At 70.9% G+C, this 17,087-nt stretch carries 14 protein-coding genes; 6 read left to right on the top strand and 8 right to left on the bottom strand.

What is annotated here, in order from left to right; genetic code table 11:
• Positions 1–3: 3 nt before the first annotated feature.
• The 7 genes from O1W71_RS08835 to O1W71_RS08805 form a co-directional block, all read right to left on the bottom strand.
• Complete coding sequence (locus O1W71_RS08835; RefSeq protein ID WP_269267476.1) at positions 4–861, bottom strand: siderophore-interacting protein; 858 nt, start codon at positions 859–861, stop codon at positions 4–6.
• A complete protein-coding gene (locus O1W71_RS08830; protein WP_269267475.1) occupies positions 858–1,691 on the bottom strand; it encodes an ABC transporter ATP-binding protein in 834 nt (277 codons plus the stop codon). Before O1W71_RS08830 ends, O1W71_RS08835 begins: the two co-directional genes overlap by 4 nt.
• Positions 1,684–2,724 (bottom strand): FecCD family ABC transporter permease, encoded by a 1,041-nt coding sequence (locus tag O1W71_RS08825; RefSeq protein WP_269267474.1) that lies wholly within the window; start codon positions 2,722–2,724, stop codon positions 1,684–1,686. The genes O1W71_RS08830 and O1W71_RS08825 overlap by 8 nt, the downstream gene beginning before the upstream one ends.
• A complete protein-coding gene (locus O1W71_RS08820; protein WP_269267472.1) occupies positions 2,721–3,722 on the bottom strand; it encodes a FecCD family ABC transporter permease in 1,002 nt (333 codons plus the stop codon). The genes O1W71_RS08825 and O1W71_RS08820 overlap by 4 nt, the downstream gene beginning before the upstream one ends.
• The gene (locus tag O1W71_RS08815; RefSeq protein WP_269267471.1) at positions 3,719–4,651 is read right to left on the bottom strand and encodes an ABC transporter substrate-binding protein; all 933 of its coding nucleotides are present in this window, start codon (positions 4,649–4,651) and stop codon (positions 3,719–3,721) included. Before O1W71_RS08815 ends, O1W71_RS08820 begins: the two co-directional genes overlap by 4 nt.
• A 68-nt stretch (positions 4,652–4,719) precedes the next feature.
• The gene (locus tag O1W71_RS08810; RefSeq protein ID WP_269267470.1) at positions 4,720–5,367 is read right to left on the bottom strand and encodes an NAD(P)H-binding protein; all 648 of its coding nucleotides are present in this window, start codon (positions 5,365–5,367) and stop codon (positions 4,720–4,722) included.
• Between the two features lie 62 nt (positions 5,368–5,429).
• Complete coding sequence (locus O1W71_RS08805; protein ID WP_023951957.1) at positions 5,430–5,939, bottom strand: bifunctional nuclease family protein; 510 nt, start codon at positions 5,937–5,939, stop codon at positions 5,430–5,432.
• 76 nt (positions 5,940–6,015) lie between these two features.
• Here O1W71_RS08805 and O1W71_RS08800 point away from each other — a divergent pair, with 76 nt between their 5' ends.
• The 5 genes from O1W71_RS08800 to O1W71_RS08780 all read left to right on the top strand — a co-directional run bounded on the left by O1W71_RS08800 (position 6,016) and on the right by O1W71_RS08780 (position 10,212).
• Entirely contained in the window at positions 6,016–7,050 is a 1,035-nt protein-coding gene (locus O1W71_RS08800) for an LLM class flavin-dependent oxidoreductase (RefSeq protein WP_269267469.1), read from the top strand.
• A 111-nt stretch (positions 7,051–7,161) separates the two neighbouring features.
• Positions 7,162–7,698, top strand: a complete 537-nt coding sequence (locus O1W71_RS08795) for a GNAT family N-acetyltransferase (protein ID WP_269267468.1) — start codon at positions 7,162–7,164, stop codon at positions 7,696–7,698.
• A 110-nt stretch (positions 7,699–7,808) separates the two neighbouring features.
• On the top strand, positions 7,809–8,606 hold the full coding sequence (locus tag O1W71_RS08790; RefSeq protein WP_269267467.1) for an alpha/beta fold hydrolase: 798 nt from the start codon (positions 7,809–7,811) through the stop codon (positions 8,604–8,606).
• A 220-nt stretch (positions 8,607–8,826) separates the two neighbouring features.
• On the top strand, positions 8,827–9,108 hold the full coding sequence (locus tag O1W71_RS08785) for a GlsB/YeaQ/YmgE family stress response membrane protein (protein ID WP_094262115.1): 282 nt from the start codon (positions 8,827–8,829) through the stop codon (positions 9,106–9,108).
• A 153-nt stretch (positions 9,109–9,261) separates the two neighbouring features.
• Positions 9,262–10,212: an aldo/keto reductase gene (locus tag O1W71_RS08780; RefSeq protein WP_269267466.1), complete on the top strand. Its 951-nt coding sequence runs from the start codon at positions 9,262–9,264 to the stop codon at positions 10,210–10,212.
• Positions 10,213–10,313: 101 nt separating this feature from the next.
• Here the strand turns inward: O1W71_RS08780 and O1W71_RS08775 are convergent, their stop codons facing one another.
• On the bottom strand, positions 10,314–11,435 hold the full coding sequence (locus tag O1W71_RS08775) for a substrate-binding domain-containing protein (protein ID WP_269267465.1): 1,122 nt from the start codon (positions 11,433–11,435) through the stop codon (positions 10,314–10,316).
• 115 nt (positions 11,436–11,550) lie between these two features.
• Between O1W71_RS08775 and O1W71_RS08770 the strand changes: the two genes are divergently transcribed.
• Entirely contained in the window at positions 11,551–16,968 is a 5,418-nt protein-coding gene (locus O1W71_RS08770) for a fibronectin type III domain-containing protein (RefSeq protein WP_269267464.1), read from the top strand.
• Positions 16,969–17,087 lie beyond the last annotated feature (119 nt).

The raw sequence follows: 17,087 nt of genomic DNA, 5'->3' as shown, positions 1-17,087 counted from the left end.
GTGTCAGCCGACGAGCGGGCCGCCGTGCCGCCAGTACCCGAGGAACGAGATGCGCTCCTTCGGCATGCCGACCTCGGCGGTCAGGAACCGGCGGATGCCGGTGACGACGCCCGACTCGCCAGCGAGCCACACGCCGTAGCCCGGGTCGGCCGCGGCGGCGGCACCGTGCTCCGCGGCCCACGACCGCACCGCCGTGGAGAGGGCGTCGTCGCCGGCGCGATGCTCGACGCGCGTCACGAGGGCACGGTTGGCGATCGCTCGCGTGACGAGGTCGTCGGCACCGTCCGCCGCGCCCGCGATAACGTGCGGCTGCGCCTCCTCCGGCAGCGAGTCGACGATGTTCCGCAGGGCGGGGAAAGCCGTCTCGTCGCCCACGAGGAGGAAACGGCTCGCCTCGCCCGGCGTCCAATGGATGCCGTATCCCGTCCATCCCATCCGCACGTCGGGTCCCGTGATGACGAGCGGGTCGCCAGGCCGCGCGGCCAGGGCCCAGGCCGACGCCGGCCCCGCGGGCTCGTGCAGGAAGAAGTCGACGTCGATCTCGCGTTCGGTGACGCGGATCGCCGACGGGGTATAGGTGCGCAGCACGTTGCGGTCGCCCTCGTCGAGCGCCTTCCACCGGGCGTACCAGTCGGAGGGGTGCGGGGTCGGCTCGTCGAGCAGGCCGAACTCGGCGAGCCCCGGGTGTGGGCGCCCGGGCATCGGCAACACGATCTTGATGCGCTGGTCGAGCCCCCACGGCGCGAAGTTCGCCAGCGCCTCCCCGCAAAGGGTGATGCGGATGAAGCCGGGGCTCAGTCTCGCCACGGCGGCGACCTCGACGACGAAGGCGCTGTACGCCCAGGGACGCTCGAGGCTCACGGTGCTTCCTCCCCCGTCACTGCCCCGGGCCGACGCGCACGGAGCGGTACGACGAGCGGCCCGCCGGTGACCGGATCGACGACGACGACGTTCGCGAGCCCGAAGACCTCCTGCACGCGCTCGCTCGTGATCACTTCGGCGGGCGGTCCCTCCGCGAGGATTCGGCCGTTGCGCATCGCGACGATGCGGCTCGCGTATCGGGCGGCGTGGTTCAGGTCGTGGAGCACCGCGACGATCGTACGGCCCCGCTCGTTCAGCTCGGCGAAGAGCTCCATCAGCTCGACCTGGTGGGCCACATCAAGGAACGTCGTCGGCTCGTCGAGCAGCAGCAGGTCCGTCTGCTGCGCCAGGACCATTGCGACCCAGACGCGCTGCCGCTGGCCGCCCGAGAGGGCCTCGACCGCGCGCGAGGCGAGCTGCGTCGTCCCGGTCGCCGCCAGCGCCTCGTCGACAGCCGCATCATCGGCGGCCGACCACTGCCGGAAGAGGTTCTGGTGCGGATAGCGCCCGCGTCCGACGAGCTCGCGTACGGTGATGCCCTCGGGCGCGATCGCCGACTGAGGTAGCAGTCCCAGCCGTCGGGCGACCTCCTTCGCGGGCAGCTCGGTGATCGCGCGGCCATCGAGCACGATGTTCCCCGCGCGCGGCGCGAGCAGACGCGACAGGCCGCGCAGAAGCGTGGACTTGCCGCAGGCGTTGGGACCGATGATGACGGTGAACGACCCGGGCTCGATTCGCACCGACAGGTCGCGGACGATCTCGGCGCCGTCGTAGGCGAGGGTCACGGACTCGGCGGCGAGCGATGTCGCCGTGGGGAACGGGTCAGGCACGGCGGCGGACCTCCAGCACGATCATGAGGACGAGGTAGGCGCCGCCGAGCGAGACGGTGACGACGCCCACGGGAAGCGGTGCGGGCAGCAGATGCTGCGCGATGAGGTCGGAGGCGATCAGCAGCACGGCCCCGATGAGTGCCGAGAGCCCGAGCGACAGGTGGGGCGTACGCGCGATGAGGCGCCCCACCTGCGGCGCCGCCAGAGCGACGAAGGCGATCGGACCGCCGACGGTCGTCGCGGCCGCGACCAGCACGACCCCGACCAGCAGCGCGAGCGTGCGAACGAGCTGCGGTCGGGCGCCGGTGGCGGCAGCGAGGTCGTCACCAAGCTCGAGCTGACGCAGCCGCGGTACGAGCGCGAACGACACGGCGACGAACGGCGCCGCACACCCGAGTGCACCGGCCACCGCCGGAGCCGTGACGCCGTTGAGACTGCCTGCGCCCCAGGCCGAGGCGAACATCGCGGTCTCGAGCTCGATCTGCAGCAGCATCCAGGTGTTGAGCGACGCGAGCATCGCCGAGACGCCGATGCCGACGACGATGAGGCGGAACCCCTGCAACCCGCCGCGCCAGGCGAGCGCCCAGATCAGGGCCGCGGTGACGAGAGCACCGATCAGCGAGCCGCCCACGAGCACCGGCCAGCTCGACGACACCAGAACGAGCGCGGCGAGCATCCCGGTGAACGCTCCGCTCGACAGCCCCAGGATGTCGGGACTCGCCAGCGGGTTGCGCGTGACGGTCTGGAACAGCGCCCCGGCGATCCCGAGGATCGCCCCCACCCCGAGCGCCGCCAGTGCCCGTGGCAGCCGCCATTCGCGGACCACGGTCTGCACGAGCGCATCGTCGCTCGCGCCGGCCAGCGCCGCGATGACATCGCCCGGCGCGACGGGGAACGTACCGGCGCCGAGGGCGACGACCAGCAGGACGCCCGCGACCACGAGAGCAGCCATCCCGACGACGACGCTGCGCAGGCGGACGGGAACGTGCAGTCCACCGACCCGCAGGCGCAGCATCCGCGGCCCGCCGCTCACAGTGCGCTCGCCCGGCGTCGGCGCGCGAGCGCGATGAGGATCGGAGCTCCCACGAACGCCGTGACGATGCCGGCCGGCAGTTCCGCGGGCGCGATGAGCACGCGCCCCACGACGTCCGCGGCGAGCACGACGACCGGGGCGAGCAGGGCGCTGACGGCGAGGATCACCCGGTGATCGGCACCGAACAGCCAGCGCGCGATGTGCGGCACCATGAGCCCGACGAACGAGATCGGCCCCGCGAGCGCCGTCGCCGCGCCCGCCAGCAGAGTCACCGCCACGATGACGCCGATCCGGATGCCGGCGAGGTTCGCCCCCTGCGCCCGAGCGACGTCATCCCCCAGTGCGACGGCGTTGAGTCCGGCGCCGAGCACGAGCGCGAGAACGAGTCCGACGGCGATGAAGGGCGCGACCGGCACGATGGTGTCCCAGCCGCGACCCAGGAGCGACCCGGCGTTCCAGCTGCGCATCGCGTCGAACGCATCGGGGTCGCTCAGCACGATGCCCGTCGTGATGCCCGACAGCACCGCACCAAGCGCGACACCCGCGAGCGTGAGCCGGATCGGTCCCGCCGCCCCGCGCCCGCCCGAGCCGATCAGGTAGACGGCGACCGTGACGACGAGTGCGCCGACGAACGCGAACCAGACCGCTCCCGACGTCGCGCGGACGCCGAGGACCGCCATTCCGAGCGCGACCGCGAGAGCGGCGCCGGCGTTGACTCCGAGGATGCCGGGATCAGCGAGCGGGTTACGCGTGAAGGCCTGCATCAACGCTCCGGCGACACCGAGGGCAGCACCCGCGATAAGCCCCACGACCGTCCGCGGAACGCGGAGCTCGGCGACGACGAACGTCGCCTCGGGCGAGCCCTCGCCGCGCAGCACCGCGACGACGGTGTCGAGAGAGAGCGGGTTCGCCCCTACGGCGAGGGATGCCGCGACGACGAGCACCAGGGCCAGGGCGATCGCGGCGCCCGCAGCGGCGCGTCCGGCTCTCGAGCTCACCGCCCGTCGAGGAAGCGCTCGATGTCGCTCAGCACGCTCTGAGCGCCGCGCGGACCGACACCGGCCACCCAGGTGCTCGTGTCGACGAGGGTCACCGACGGGAAGGCATCCGCGTTCTGGGTGATCGCCGCCGGAACCGCCGATGCGTCGGTCGTGTCGGATGCCGTGACGAACACGGCGTCCGCACGCGCGTCGAGGACGTTCTCGGGAGAGATGTCGGCCTGCAGTCCGTCGGCCCAGTCGTGCTCGGGCGTCGTGTAGCCGACGCACTCGAGCAGGCTGCCCGCGAACGAGACGGGTCCGTACAGGCTGAGGGTCGTCTCGTCGCGCGGGCGGATGACCTGTGCCGTCTTGCCGGCGAGATCGTGGGCTTCGCCGATTTCGGCGCAGCGGTCGTCGACGGCGGCGATCTGCGCCGCGACCTCATCCTCGCGCCCGAGCGCCTCGCCGATCAGCTCCGCGTTGTCACGCCACGGGTCCGCCTGCGTCGCGATGAAGACCGTCGGGGCGATCGCGGACAGCTGGTCGTACAGCTTCGAGTGGCGCGCCTCGGTTCCGAGGATGAGATCAGGCTTGAGCGCGGCGATCGCCTCGAGGTCGGGCTCGGGTACCGTGCCGACCGGTTGCACTCCATCGACGCCGAGGTAGGTGGGGATTCCCGCGACGTTGCTCGCCACCGCGGCCCCCACCGGCGTGATGCCGACGGAGACCGCGGTGTCGAGTTCGAGGGGCTCGAGGGTCACGACGCGCTGGGGCTGCTCGGGAACCTCGGTCACGCCGCGGGCGTGCTCGACGGCGCGAGGCGCGGCGCTGGGCTCGCGGGCGGCGTCGGCCGCCGAGGGCTGCGCCGCACATCCGGCGACGACGAGGGCCGCGGCGGCCGAGATGGCGACGGCGCTCAGGGCGCGCCGAAGGGGACGAGACAGCATGTGGGGGCCTTCCCTCGGGTCGATCTCGCGGCGAGCGCGATGAGGCAAGGCAACCCTAACAAAAACGGTCAGTCGGCTGTGAGCGCCGCCTCGATCGGGGTGTCACCGCCCGTGAACTCGATCATGCGCCCGACGGTCGCGGGCTCGGCGAGGACGGCTGCGATGACCGCCGCGACATCGCCGCGGGGCACGGACTCCTCGCCCGAGCCGCCCACCGTGATCTGGCCGGACGGCTCGTCGAGCGTCAGGCCGCTCGGCGCGACGATCGTCCAGTCCAGCCCGCTCTCGCGCAGGTGCGCGTCGGCCTCCGCCTTCGCCTCGGCGTAGGCGTAGAAGGAGTCGTCCTCGGGCACGCCGTGATCCGGTCCCGCACCGAAGTACGACACCATGACGTAGCGGCGCACGCCGGCTGCCGCGGCGGCGTCGATCGAGCGGATGGCCGCGTCGCGGTCGACGGCCCAGGTTCGGGCGGCATCCCCTCCTCCGGCTCCGGCAGCCCAGACGACCGCGTCGTTGCCGCTGAGCAGGTTCGTCAGCTGGTCGACGTCGAACGACTCGACATCGGCGACGAGCGGCGTGGCACCGGTCGCGGCGACGTCGGCCTCGTGGTCGCGGTTGCGGATGACGGCGGTGACGGTGTCACCGCGCTCGGCGAGGATCGGCTCCAGGCGCAGCGCGACCTTGCCGTGGCCTCCGATGATCAGGATGCGGGACATGGGTGTTCCTTTCGTCGGGGGTGTGGATCGGATGCGGCTGCGCCGGCTCTTCGGCCGGCGCGTCAGCCGCGGAAGTCGTCGGGATCGATGTCGTCGAGGAACTCGCGGAACTCCGCGACGCGCTGCTCGGCCGCCTCGGGAGTCTCGGCCCCCTCCGGCGCTTCGCTCACGGTGTCGGGGATGCCCGCCTCGGCGAGCACGTCGTCGGCGACGAAGATCGGCGCCCCGGCACGCGAGGCGAGCGCGATCGCGTCGGAGGGGCGGGCATCGACGACGCGCGAACCCGTGAGCGCGGTCACCGTGACCTCGGCGTAGAACGTGCCGTCGTCGATGCGGGTGACCTCCACCCGGTCGACCGTGGCGTCGGTCGCATCGAGCAGGCGGATCATGAGGTCGTGCGCGAGGGGACGCGGCGGCGACACGCCCTCGACCGCGACGAGGATCGACGTCGCCTCCTGCGACCCGATCCAGACCGGCAGCACCCGATCCGACAGCGCGTCGACGGGCTTGAGCAGGATGACGTGCTGCTGAGCGGGATCGAGCGCGACCCCGAGAACGCGGACCTGGACCATGACACCTCCCGGGGTCGGTTTCGCCCAGCCTATGCACGGGGGAATGCGAACGGGGCCACGGGCGTTGCGGGTTGACATGCAGCGTTTCGGCACTCTCTCGTTCGGTCACTACGGTCCCCTGGGCGGCGGTCGCGAGCTCACCGCCGGTGATTCGCTGCGTCAGGCCATCGACCTCGCGCAGGGAATGGACGACCTCGGCGCCGTGGGCGCCTACTTCCGCGTGCACCACTTCGCACGGCAGCAGGCGTCGCCGATGCCGCTGCTGGCCGCGATCGCCGCGACGACGAAGAACATCGAGATCGGCACCGGCGTCATCGACATGCGGTACGAGAACCCGCTCTACCTCGCCGAGGAGGCCGCGGCCGTCGACCTGATCTCCGACGGGCGACTCGCGCTCGGCGTGAGCCGCGGGTCACCCGAGACCGTCGTCCGCGGGTACGAGGCGTTCGGGTACACCGGCTCGCAGGATCCCCGCGGCGCCGACATCGCACGCGAGCACTTCGACACCTTCCTCCGCGCCATCGAGGGCGAAGGACTCGCCGAGCGCGACCCGAACAGTCCCTTCGGCGGCGGGAACGGGATGCAGCGGATCGAGCCCCACTCCTCCGGACTCCGCTCCCGCATCTGGTGGGGCGCCGGCACGACCGAGACCGCTGAGTGGGCCGGACGCAAGGGTGTGCACCTGATGTCGTCGACGCTCCTCACCGAGGCGGACGGCACCCCGTTCGACATCCTGCAGGCCCGACAGCTCGATGCGTTCCGCGCCGCGTGGCGCGAAGCCGGGCATCCCGGTGAGCCCCGCACGTCGGTCAGCCGCTCGGTCTTCCCGATCACGACCGCCGAAGACGAGCTGTACTTCGGCGGCAGCAACGACCAGGACGGCATCGGTTACATCGACGGCATGCGCTCGACCTTCGGCAAGACGTACGCCGCGGCGCCCGACGTCCTCGTCGAGCAGCTGCTGCAGGATGCCGCGGTCATGAGCGCCGACACCCTCATGCTGACGATCCCGTCGCAGCTGGGCGTCGAGTTCAACCTGCGCATCGTCGAGTCGTTCGCGAAGTACGTCGCTCCCGCGCTCGGCTGGAAATCGGCACCCGCCACCGTCTGACGGCGCGCGCTACGACCCGACGAGGTCTAGCGTTGAGGAGGAGCGCTGCTCGCTCAGCGCGCGAGGTGCCGCGACCGCGGCACCGCCTCCCCCGGAAGCGAAGGCACCGCCATGACCATCGAGCTCGTTTGTATCGACCCGACGGGAGCCGACCGCGAGGAACTGATCGCGTTCATGACGGGCGAGGTCTTCCCGTTCCACGTCGGAACACGGCCGACGCGCGAGCAGGTCGAGGACGGCATCGCCGCGGGACGGTTCCGCGACGACGACAACGACTCGTTCTGGATCGACCACGTCGAGCACGGCCGCATCGGGTTCTTCCGCCTCGAGGAGATCAGCGACGGAGCGCCGATGTTCGATCTCCGATTGGCGTCGGCGTGGCGGGGCCGCGGCCTCGCGAAAGAGGTGCTGGCGACGGCGGCAGACCACGTGTTCACGACGATGCCCGACGTCGACCGCTTCGAGGGGCAGACCCGCGAGGACAATCGCGCGATGCGCCGCGTCTTCGATGCGTGCAGCTGGGTGCAGGAGGCCTACTACCGCGAGGGGTGGCCCGTCGAGGGGTCCAAGCCGCTGGGATCGGTGGCTTACAGCATCCTCCGCCGCGACTGGGAGACCGGCGAGGTCACTCCCCTGCGCTGGTCTTAGCTCGCGCCGAGAACGCACCATCCCCGCGAAAGCGCACCGTCGCGGGTGCGTTCTCGCCGCGACGGTGCGTGCTCGCCGCTCGCACGGGCCCGGCATCCGAGAATGGACGGATGACGCAGCACCGCCGCACCATCATCGACCGTGACGGCGTCTCGCTCACGGTGACCGAGGCGGGAGGGTCGGGTTCCGCGGTCCTGCTGCTGCACGGGTTGGCGGGCAGCTCGCGCGAGCTCATGCCCACGGCGGACGCGCTCACCGACCGGCATCGCGTGCTGCTGCTCGACCAACGCGGTCATGGCTGCAGCACGCGGCGACCCGACGATCTGTCCCGCGACGTCTTCGTTGCGGATGCCGTCGCCGTGATCGAGCGGTTCGCGCCGGACGAGCGGGTGGCGCTGGTCGGACAGTCGATGGGCGCGCACACCGCGTTCCTCACCGCGAGCCGTCATTCCGACCTGGTGAGCCGGCTCGTCATGCTGGAGGGACACCCGGCGGGAAGCGCCGATCCTCAGGATGCCGCCGACCTCGGCGCCTTCTTCGCCTCGTGGCCGACCCCGTTCGCCGACGCTGACGCCGCGCGGGCCTTCCTGGGCGACTCGCCGCTCGTCGACGCCTGGGTCGCCGACCTCGAGAAGACGCCGTCGGGATTGCGGCCGCGCTTCGACGCGGACGTCATGCAGGACGTGATCACCGCGGTGCACGAGCCGCGATGGCCCGAGTGGGAGGACCTCGCGGTGCCGACGACGGCGGTGTTCGCCCGCCACGGCATGTTCTCCGCCGAGCAGCAGACCGAGCTTGCCGCACGGCGCCCGGGCACCCGCATCCTGACCCTCCCCGAGGGCAGTCACGACGCGCACCTCGACGCGTTTCCGCCCTGGGTCGCCGCGCTGCGCGAGGCTCTTGCCTGACGCCGCCCTCGCGAGCACGCACCAGCCCCGCGAACGCGCACCATACCGGGTGCGTTCTCGCCGCGACGGTGCGTGCTCGCGGCTCGCACGGGCCCGCAAGGGTACAACCACGGCGGGAGTGGGCGAAAGAGCCGCGGTGATCCCGGCCGCGCGGCCATAACCTGTCGTCCGCCCCCGGGTGCCCACCGGCACCTGTTCCAGCGAAGAAAGAAGAAGCACCATGCTCTGGACGATCCTCGGCCTCATCCTCGTCGGACTGATCGCCGGCTTCATCGCACGCGCCGTCATCCCCGGCAAGCAGAACATCGGCATCCTGATGACCATCGTGCTCGGCATCGTCGGCTCGTTCGTCGGCGGATTCCTCGGATTCCTCATCTTCAACCACAGCCCCGAGGGCGGCTTCCTGCAGCCCTCCGGCATCATCGGCTCGATCATCGGCGCCATCATCGTGCTCGGCATCTACGTCGCCGTCACGCGCCGCGGCTCGACCCGCACCCGCTGACACCGCCGCGCACGCGCACCGCGCCAACTCCTCAGATTCGGCGGCCCCCTCTCCTGGCGGGGGCTCGGCACCGCATGGCGGGTCGGATTCTGAGGAGTTGGCGCGTCGTCGTTGGACCGGAATACGAACTCGCCCCCACACCTTGAACCAAACATGAGCACGATCGGAAACAGCGACCTCTCCGTCTTCCCCCTCGCCCTCGGCGGCAATGTCTTCGGCTGGACCGCCGACCGCGACGCGTCGTTCGCGATCCTCGACGCTTTCGTCGAGGGAGGCGGCAACTTCGTCGACACCGCCGATTCCTACAGCGCCTGGGCGCCCGGCCACAGCGGCGGCGAGAGCGAGACGATCATCGGCGAATGGCTCGCCGCGCGCAGCCGCCCCGAGGTCGTCGTGGCGACCAAGGTCAGCCAGCATCCCGACTTCCGCGGCCTGTCCGCCTCGAACGTCCGTGCCGCCGCGGAGGCATCGCTGGAGCGCCTGGGCGTCGACGCGATCGACCTCTACTACGCCCACTTCGACGACGAGGAGACCCCTCTCGAAGAGACGGTCGGCGCGTTCGGCCGGCTCGTCGCCGACGGCCTCGTCCGCCACATCGCCGTGTCGAACTACACCGCCGAGCGCATCGAGGAGTGGCTGCGCATCGCCGATGAGACCGGCGTCGCCCGCCCCGTCGCCATCCAGCCCCACTACAACCTCGTGCACCGCAACGAAGTCGAAGACACGATCGTGCCGATCGCCGAGCGCGAGAACCTCAGCCTCGTCCCCTACTTCGCTCTGGCGAAGGGCTTCCTGACCGGCAAGTACCGGTCGACGGATGCCTCGGGGCACGACTCCCCGCGTGCCGAGGGCGCGGCCGTCTACGCGACGCCGCAGGGCCTGCAGATCATCGACACGCTCGAGCGCATCGGCGCCGCACACGACGTGTCGATCGCCTCGGCCGCTCTCGCGTGGCTGCGCTCGCAGCCGACGGTGGTCGCGCCGATCGCGAGCGCCTCGCGCCTCGAGCAGGTGCAGGGGCTGCTCGACGGCGGGCGCGTCGAGCTCACGGCCGACGAGATCGCCGAGCTCACCCGCGTCTCGACGTGGAGCCCGGAGGCCTGATCGGCAGCATCCGTAGCTCGGAGAATCACGCGAACCTCGGAGCCCTGCGCACGCGGGCTCCGAGGTTCGTCACATGCTCCGACGTTCGCGTCGACGCGCGCTCATCGCCGCAGGTCGACCGCCGTGGAGTCGCGGGCATGCAGCGAGGGCAGCACGTGGGTGCGCTGAATGGGTCGCGCGGCCCCGCCGGCCAATCGCGCCGTCACCGCCTCGACCGCGAGCCTGCCGATGTGCTGCTTCGGCGGCCGCAGAGCCGTGATGGCGGGCTCGGCGCTCGCAGCGACCTCGTCGTCGTAGGCGATGATCGCGAGGTCGTCGGGCATGGACCACCCGAGGTCGCGCGCCTGCTGCTGCACGAGGACCGCCTGAGGGTCCGAGTGGACGAGCAGCGCGGTCGTCCTGCTCCGGCGGCACTCGGCGAGTAGGTCCGCCACGACGCTCTCGCGCGTTGCGGCGTCGAGCTCGTCGAGGGAGAGATCGCGGTCGATCGTCGGGACGAGCCCGTCGTTCTCGATGGCGCGTCGCCAGCCGCGCCGCAACGGGGGTGATGTCGGCGAACCGGCCGATGTCACGAAGCCCACGCGGACGTGTCCGCGCGCCGAAAGATGGGCGGCGGCCAGCGATCCTCCGAAGTCGTGGTCGGTCGTCACCCACTCCAACCGGGTGAGCGCGAGGTGCGAGGGAGCGCTGCGCTCCGCCAGGACGACGGGGATCGGCAACGCGTCGAGCCAGTGCAGCAACGCCGCACCGTCGGCTCCGAGCGTCTCGGGCGCCACGATGAGCCCGTGAAGATCGCCCATGTCGAGCAGCGACGAGATCTGACGGCGTTGGTCGTGCACCGAATAGCTCGCCCCCCGCAGGATGAGCTGCACGCCCGCATCCGTCGCCGCAGCACGGGCACCGATCACGATCTGCGGCCAGTAGTAGGTCAGCGACGGGACCACCATTCCCACCCGGAACAGAGTCGGACGTCTGCCGCCCACCCCGAGCGGTACCGAGGTGTCGAGGCGACTGCGCAGAGTGGCTCCGCCATGCACCCGCGTCAGCAGCCCGCGGTCGGCGAGGTAACCGATGTCGCGGCGGATCGTGAGTTCCGCGACCCCGAAGCGGCGAGCGAGATCGGCGACACGGACCGAGCCCGCGTACCGGAGCTCGTCGAGGATCCGCTCGCGGCGCGACACCGCGAATCTCGCCCCCGTCGGCTCCTCCACGCCACCCACCATAGCGATCGCCTCGGTTCGAGTGTGTTCGAACGCGATCGGATGCCTCGCCTCGATGGCGCCCGGGTGGTTCCCTCGAAGCATCCCCACTGGACCTTCACCGACGAGGAATCCACCGATGACGAAGATGTCATGGGCTCGGGCGTTCGCGCCCGTCGCCGCCGCTCTCATCACGACGACCGGACTGATCGTCCCCGCAACCGCGGCGAACGCCGTACCCCTCTCGTCCGTCGCAGCGGATGCCGCCACGGCGACCTCCGGCGCCTCCGAGCTGCCCACGCTCACCTATGACGACGTCGCAGAATGGGCCGAGCTGCTCGTGGACGGCGAGGACGTCGAGCGCGATGCATCGGGCTCGCCGTTCAACACATTCGGCGGCTTCGGCTCGGTGTCGTGCAACAACACCTCGAACCTCCTCCTCGATTACAAGGAGGAGCACCCGGACGTCTATTGGCGCATCCTGCGGATGCTGTTCGACCCGGTGGAGGGCGCGGGTCTGAAGCACATCAAGGTCGAGCTCGGCGCGGACAACAACACCTCGTCGGGAACCGAGCCCGCCACGAAGCGATCAGCCGACGAACCTGCCAACGTGCTGCGCGGCGCCGGCTTCCACTTCATCGCCGATGCGAAGTCGATCAACCCGGACATCGAGGTCGAGGCCCTCCGCTGGGGCGAGCCGTCGTGGACGAAGGCCGAGCCCGACCTGCGATACCAGTGGTACAAGGAGACGATCGACGCCGCCTACGACACCTACGGCGTCGAGTTCGACTACCTGAGTCCGTCGCAGAACGAGGTCCACGCGAACTACATCGGCTCCGAGCTCGCCTGGACCGTCGACTTCGCGAAGCGCCTCGAGGCCGACGCGCAGGCGGAGGGTGCTCGCTACGACTACGGGAACATCAAGATCGTCGCTCTCGACTCCTACCGCAACGTCGGTCAGGTCTCGCGAGCCATCCTCGCCAGCCCCGAGGCGCTCGAGCAGGTCGATGCGATCGGCTACCACTACGACATCTCCGGTGATCCGGCCCTGACCCGCCTGAACAAGGAGTTCGGGATGGAGGTGCTCTACTCGGAGGGCGTCGCGCCGATGATCGACCCCGAGTACCGCGTGCAGGCCGACCCCGCGCGCGGCGGCATCGGGGGCACCGTCGGCGCCGTCGACATCGCCGACCGGTTCATCAACGCCTACCGGTGGAGCGGCTCGAGCGCCGACCCCGGACACATGACGACGTTCCTCTTCCAGCCCGCCGTCAGCGCGCTGTACGAGGGCTCGCAGTACTCCCCGAAGCACCTCATCCGGGCGTCCGACCCGTGGTCGGGCTACTACGAGGGCGGCGTCGGCATCGCACTGGTGCGGCACTTCACGCAGTTCATCGACGAGGGCTGGGAGTACATCGAAGGCGCCTCGGGCGGCGACGGGCAGAAGGGCGACGGCGGAACCGTCGTCGACACCTCGACCCGCACGGCCCTGACGCTGCGCACGCCCGCAGCCGACGTCGCCGCGGGCGAAGATCTCGAGTTCAGCCAGGTGCATGCCAACAACACCTCGCGCGTCCGGAACTTCGAGGTGAAGGTCGCGAACCTCGACACCGACGACGACACCCCGCTATACGTCTGGGAGACGACGGGGCCGGATGCCGGTGACGCGTTCGACGCGGACTGGTTCCAGAACACCGGGAAGGTCGTCCCGGTGCGTACCGAGACGAAGGACGGCGTCGAATACGACGTCTACCGGGTGCAGGTGCAGCCGTACTCGATCCTCACTCTGGCGACACAGCCGCACGGCATCCACGACGCCGCGGCCGACTACGCCAGCGGCCAGTACGCCGCCACCGCCACCGACGACGTCCTGCCCCTTCCCTACACCGACGACTTCGAGTACGCCGATTATGCCGTTCAGGACGTCGGGGGCGTCCCGATGGACTACGTCACCCGCCGGGGCGGGTCGCCCCGCTACACCGCCGACCAGAACGGCGCGTTCGAGGTCATCGGCACGGATGCCGGCGACGTGATGCACCAGGCGATCCACGCCGACAACCGCGGCTACACCTGGAACGTCTGGGGCGACGGCTCGCAGCGGAACCCCTCCACCACGACGCCGGCGACGGTATTGGGCGACCACACCTGGACGAACTACACGGCGAAGATCGACTTCCGCCTCGACGGTGTGGTGCGTGACGCATCGCTGGCGAACTTCGCGGGCCTCGGGGTGCGGCAGACGACCACCGAGGGCACCGGCGCGGACCTCGCGACCTACACCGCTCGCGTGCACGCGGACGGAACGTGGGAGCTGCGCAAGCTCGGCCAGAACGTCGCCACCGGCACCATCTTCATGTTCGACGCCGACGCGTGGCACGAGCTCGAGGTCGAGGCCCGCGAGAACGTCATCACCGTCCGCCTCGACGGTCAGCAGCTCGGCACCTACGCCGACACCACGCCGAACCCGACGATGGCCGGGCGCGTCTCGATCGTGAGCGGCTACTACAACACCCAGTTCGACGACCTCGCGATCAGCCCCATCGAGGATCTGTCGTGGCACGCCGTGAAGGTCGATGACGCCGACGCGCGCATCGCGTACCCGCAGGGCTCGTCGTTCACGCAGGCCGGCTATGCCCACTACAACCGCACGCAGCACGTCGTCGCCGCCGGCCGCTCGTTCGCCTTCGACCTCGAGGGCACCGGCTTCAACCTCAACGGCGCGACCGGCGCCTCGGTCCTCTCGATCATGATCGATGACCAGCCGGCACGCTCCGTCACCGTCTCGGGCATCGGCAACCGCCAGACCTCGGCATGGGTGCGCGGACTCGAGGACGCTCCGCACCGCGTCACGGTGCAGGTCGTCTCGGGAACCTTCAGCCTCGACAGCGTCGACTTGCTCGTCGGCGGATCGAGCGGTGGCACGGCCGACCCCGAGCTGCGGCCGGTCGAGGTCCTGACGGCGCTTCCCCGCCTGTCGACCGCCCCCGCGGCGGTCCCCGGGCTGCCCGACACCGTGCGCGCTCGCAGCGAGGCCGGCGGCGAGATCGACGCCCCGGTGACGTGGAGCACGACTCCCGCGCAGTTCGGCACCGCCTACGATCTCGTGAAGGTCGACGGTGTGTTCCGCGACAACCCCGCGCTGGCGGTCAGCGCCTACGTCGAGGTGGTGCCCGCCGGCATCCGCTACTTCGTCGATGCCAACGCCCCCGCCGATGCGCCGTCGTACCCCGCGGTTCGGGATGCCGCGGCCGACACTCTGCGCAACACCGCCGCCGACGCCGCCTACTCGGCGAGCGCCGGATGGGGCCGGGTCGGATCGGCGTCGGCGAAGGGCCGTCTGAATCAGACGCCGTACGACAAGACCCGCGAGACCGGCTGGTACAGCGCGAACGCGGCGACCCCCCTCGTCTACCGCTTCGCCCTGGAGGCGGGCGAATACGACATCGCGACCGGCCACACCGAGTGGTGGAACCCCGGCTCGGGGCGCAGCCGGGTCGTGACGGGTACGGTCGAGTACACCGCGGGCGGCGAGACCGTGCAGGTGCCGATCGGCAACCACACCTTCGCCAACGGCAGCATCGGGCAGAGCGCTGTACTGCGAGGTGGATTCACTCTCGACGCAGCGACCGACGTGACGGTGCGGATCAGCGGAACCGGCGGAACGGAGGCCCCGGCCCTCAGCTGGATCGGCATCTCCGACCACACCGAGACGGCCGATCGCACCGAGCTCGCCGCGGCGTTGGCCGAAGCGACGACGGCGCCGCGGCAGGCCTACACCCCCGAGACCTGGCAGGCATTGCGCGACCAGGGCCTCGCGGCCAAGGCCGTTCACGACGACCCGACAGCGACGCAGGAGCAGGTGGATGCCGCGACCGCGGCGCTGCGCGCGACGATCGACGCCCTCGTCGAGGTCGCCTACCTGGCACTGCCCGATTACCGCGTCGCCGTGGTGGCAGGCAAGGAGCTCGATCTCCCCGACACGGTCGAGCTGGCGACGCGCAGCGGTGCGACGCAGGAGGTCCCCGTGCAGTGGCAGGAGACGCCGACCGCCGAGACGCCCTACGCGGTCGTCCCGGTCGCAGGTCGCGCCGGTCAGACCGGTCAGACACCGGTGACGCTCCAGCTCGAGGTCGTGCCGGACGGCGTCGTTGCCTTCGTCGACGCGGCATCCACGCAGGGCGCCGCCGACCCCGAGGCGCCGGGGGCGTCACCCGCCTTCGATGCTGTCGCCGAGCTCCGCGGCGACGCGCTCATCGGCGACGTCCCCGATCAGGTCTTCGACGACGAGACCGGGTGGGGGCTGCGCAACCCGATCGGGTCGGGCGAGAGCTATGTCGGCCTCCGCGCCCGCGGCTCCGGCGTCTACGACAAGAGCCGCACCACCGGGTGGTGGGCGAGCTCAGGCGGATCGGTCGATTACGGCTTCACCCTCCCCGCCGGCTCGTACGAGCTCACCAGCGGGTACCAGGAATGGTGGAGCGTGACGCGCCAGGTCGCGCCGAGCGTCGAGATCGGCGGCGAGCGGATCTCCGGCGATCGGGTGAACCTCTCGGGATCGACCCCCCAGGGCACCTCGACGATCGCGTTCACGCTCGACGAGGAGACGGTCGTCAACTTCCGGGCCGCGCGCGGCACCGGAACCGCGGACCCCGTGCTCAGCTGGATCGCCATCGCCGATGTCACGGCGCCCGGCGCACCTTCCGGCGTCGCGGCCGAGGCGACGTCGACGACGACCGCGACGGTGTCGTGGCAGGCACCGGCGGGTGCCGGTACCCGGTACGACGGTTTCCGTGTCTTCGTGGGCGACGCGGCCGAGCCGGTGTGCGAGGTGGCATCGGATGTCACCACCTGCGAGGTGACCGGGCTGACCGCCGGCAGCACCTCCGATGTCTCCGTCGTCTCTTTCGACGCCGATGCCGAGAGCGAGCGCGCCACGGCGAGCCTCGTCCTGCCCGAGGTGCCGGCCGACGACGCCCGCTCGGTACCCGGCAAGGCGGTGCTGAGCTCGGACGAGGGCTGGGACACGGGCCTGAAGGACGGGACGTTCCGGGTCACCATGAACCTCTGGTGGGGTCAGAACGGTTCGCTGTTCAAGCTCTACCGCGACGGCGAGCTGGTCGGGTCGGTGCCGTTGGAGATCGCGAGCGGCCCGAGCGCACAGCAGGCGGTCGTCGACATCGCGGGGCTGCCGAACGGCACCTACCGGTTCACCGGTGAGCTGGTGAACTCCCGCGGGACGACGGCGACGGCACCGCTGACGGTGACCGTGACCGACGCCTCCCCCGGCTCGCCCGTGCTCTCTCACGACAACCACGACGGCGACGGCAGCTACACCGTGCGCGCCGACATGTGGTGGGGCACGAACGCGACCTCGTACCGGTTCCTCGAGAACGACGTCGAGGTTGCCGCGGGAGACCTCGCGTCCGCCAGCCCACGAGCCCAGATGGCGACGCTCGCGGTGTCGGGCAAGACCCCCGGGCGGTACCGGTACGTCGTCGAGTTCACCAACGCGGCGGGCACGACGGTGAGCAGGCCGCTCGTGGTGACCGTGCGGTAGCGGCATCCGTAGCTCGGAGAATCACGCGAACCTCGGAGCCCCGCGCACGCGGGCTCCGAGGTTCGTGGCTTTCTCCGGGGTTCGCCGCCCGAAGTGCTCGACGGCGTGAGCAAAACGAC

The organism is Microbacterium sp. H37-C3 (genome assembly GCF_027157935.1).
Classification (GTDB): Bacteria; Actinomycetota; Actinomycetes; order Actinomycetales; family Microbacteriaceae; genus Microbacterium; species Microbacterium plantarum.
The sequence above is the reverse complement of the archived record's forward strand: the minus strand, read 5'-3'. Positions and strand labels throughout refer to the sequence as shown.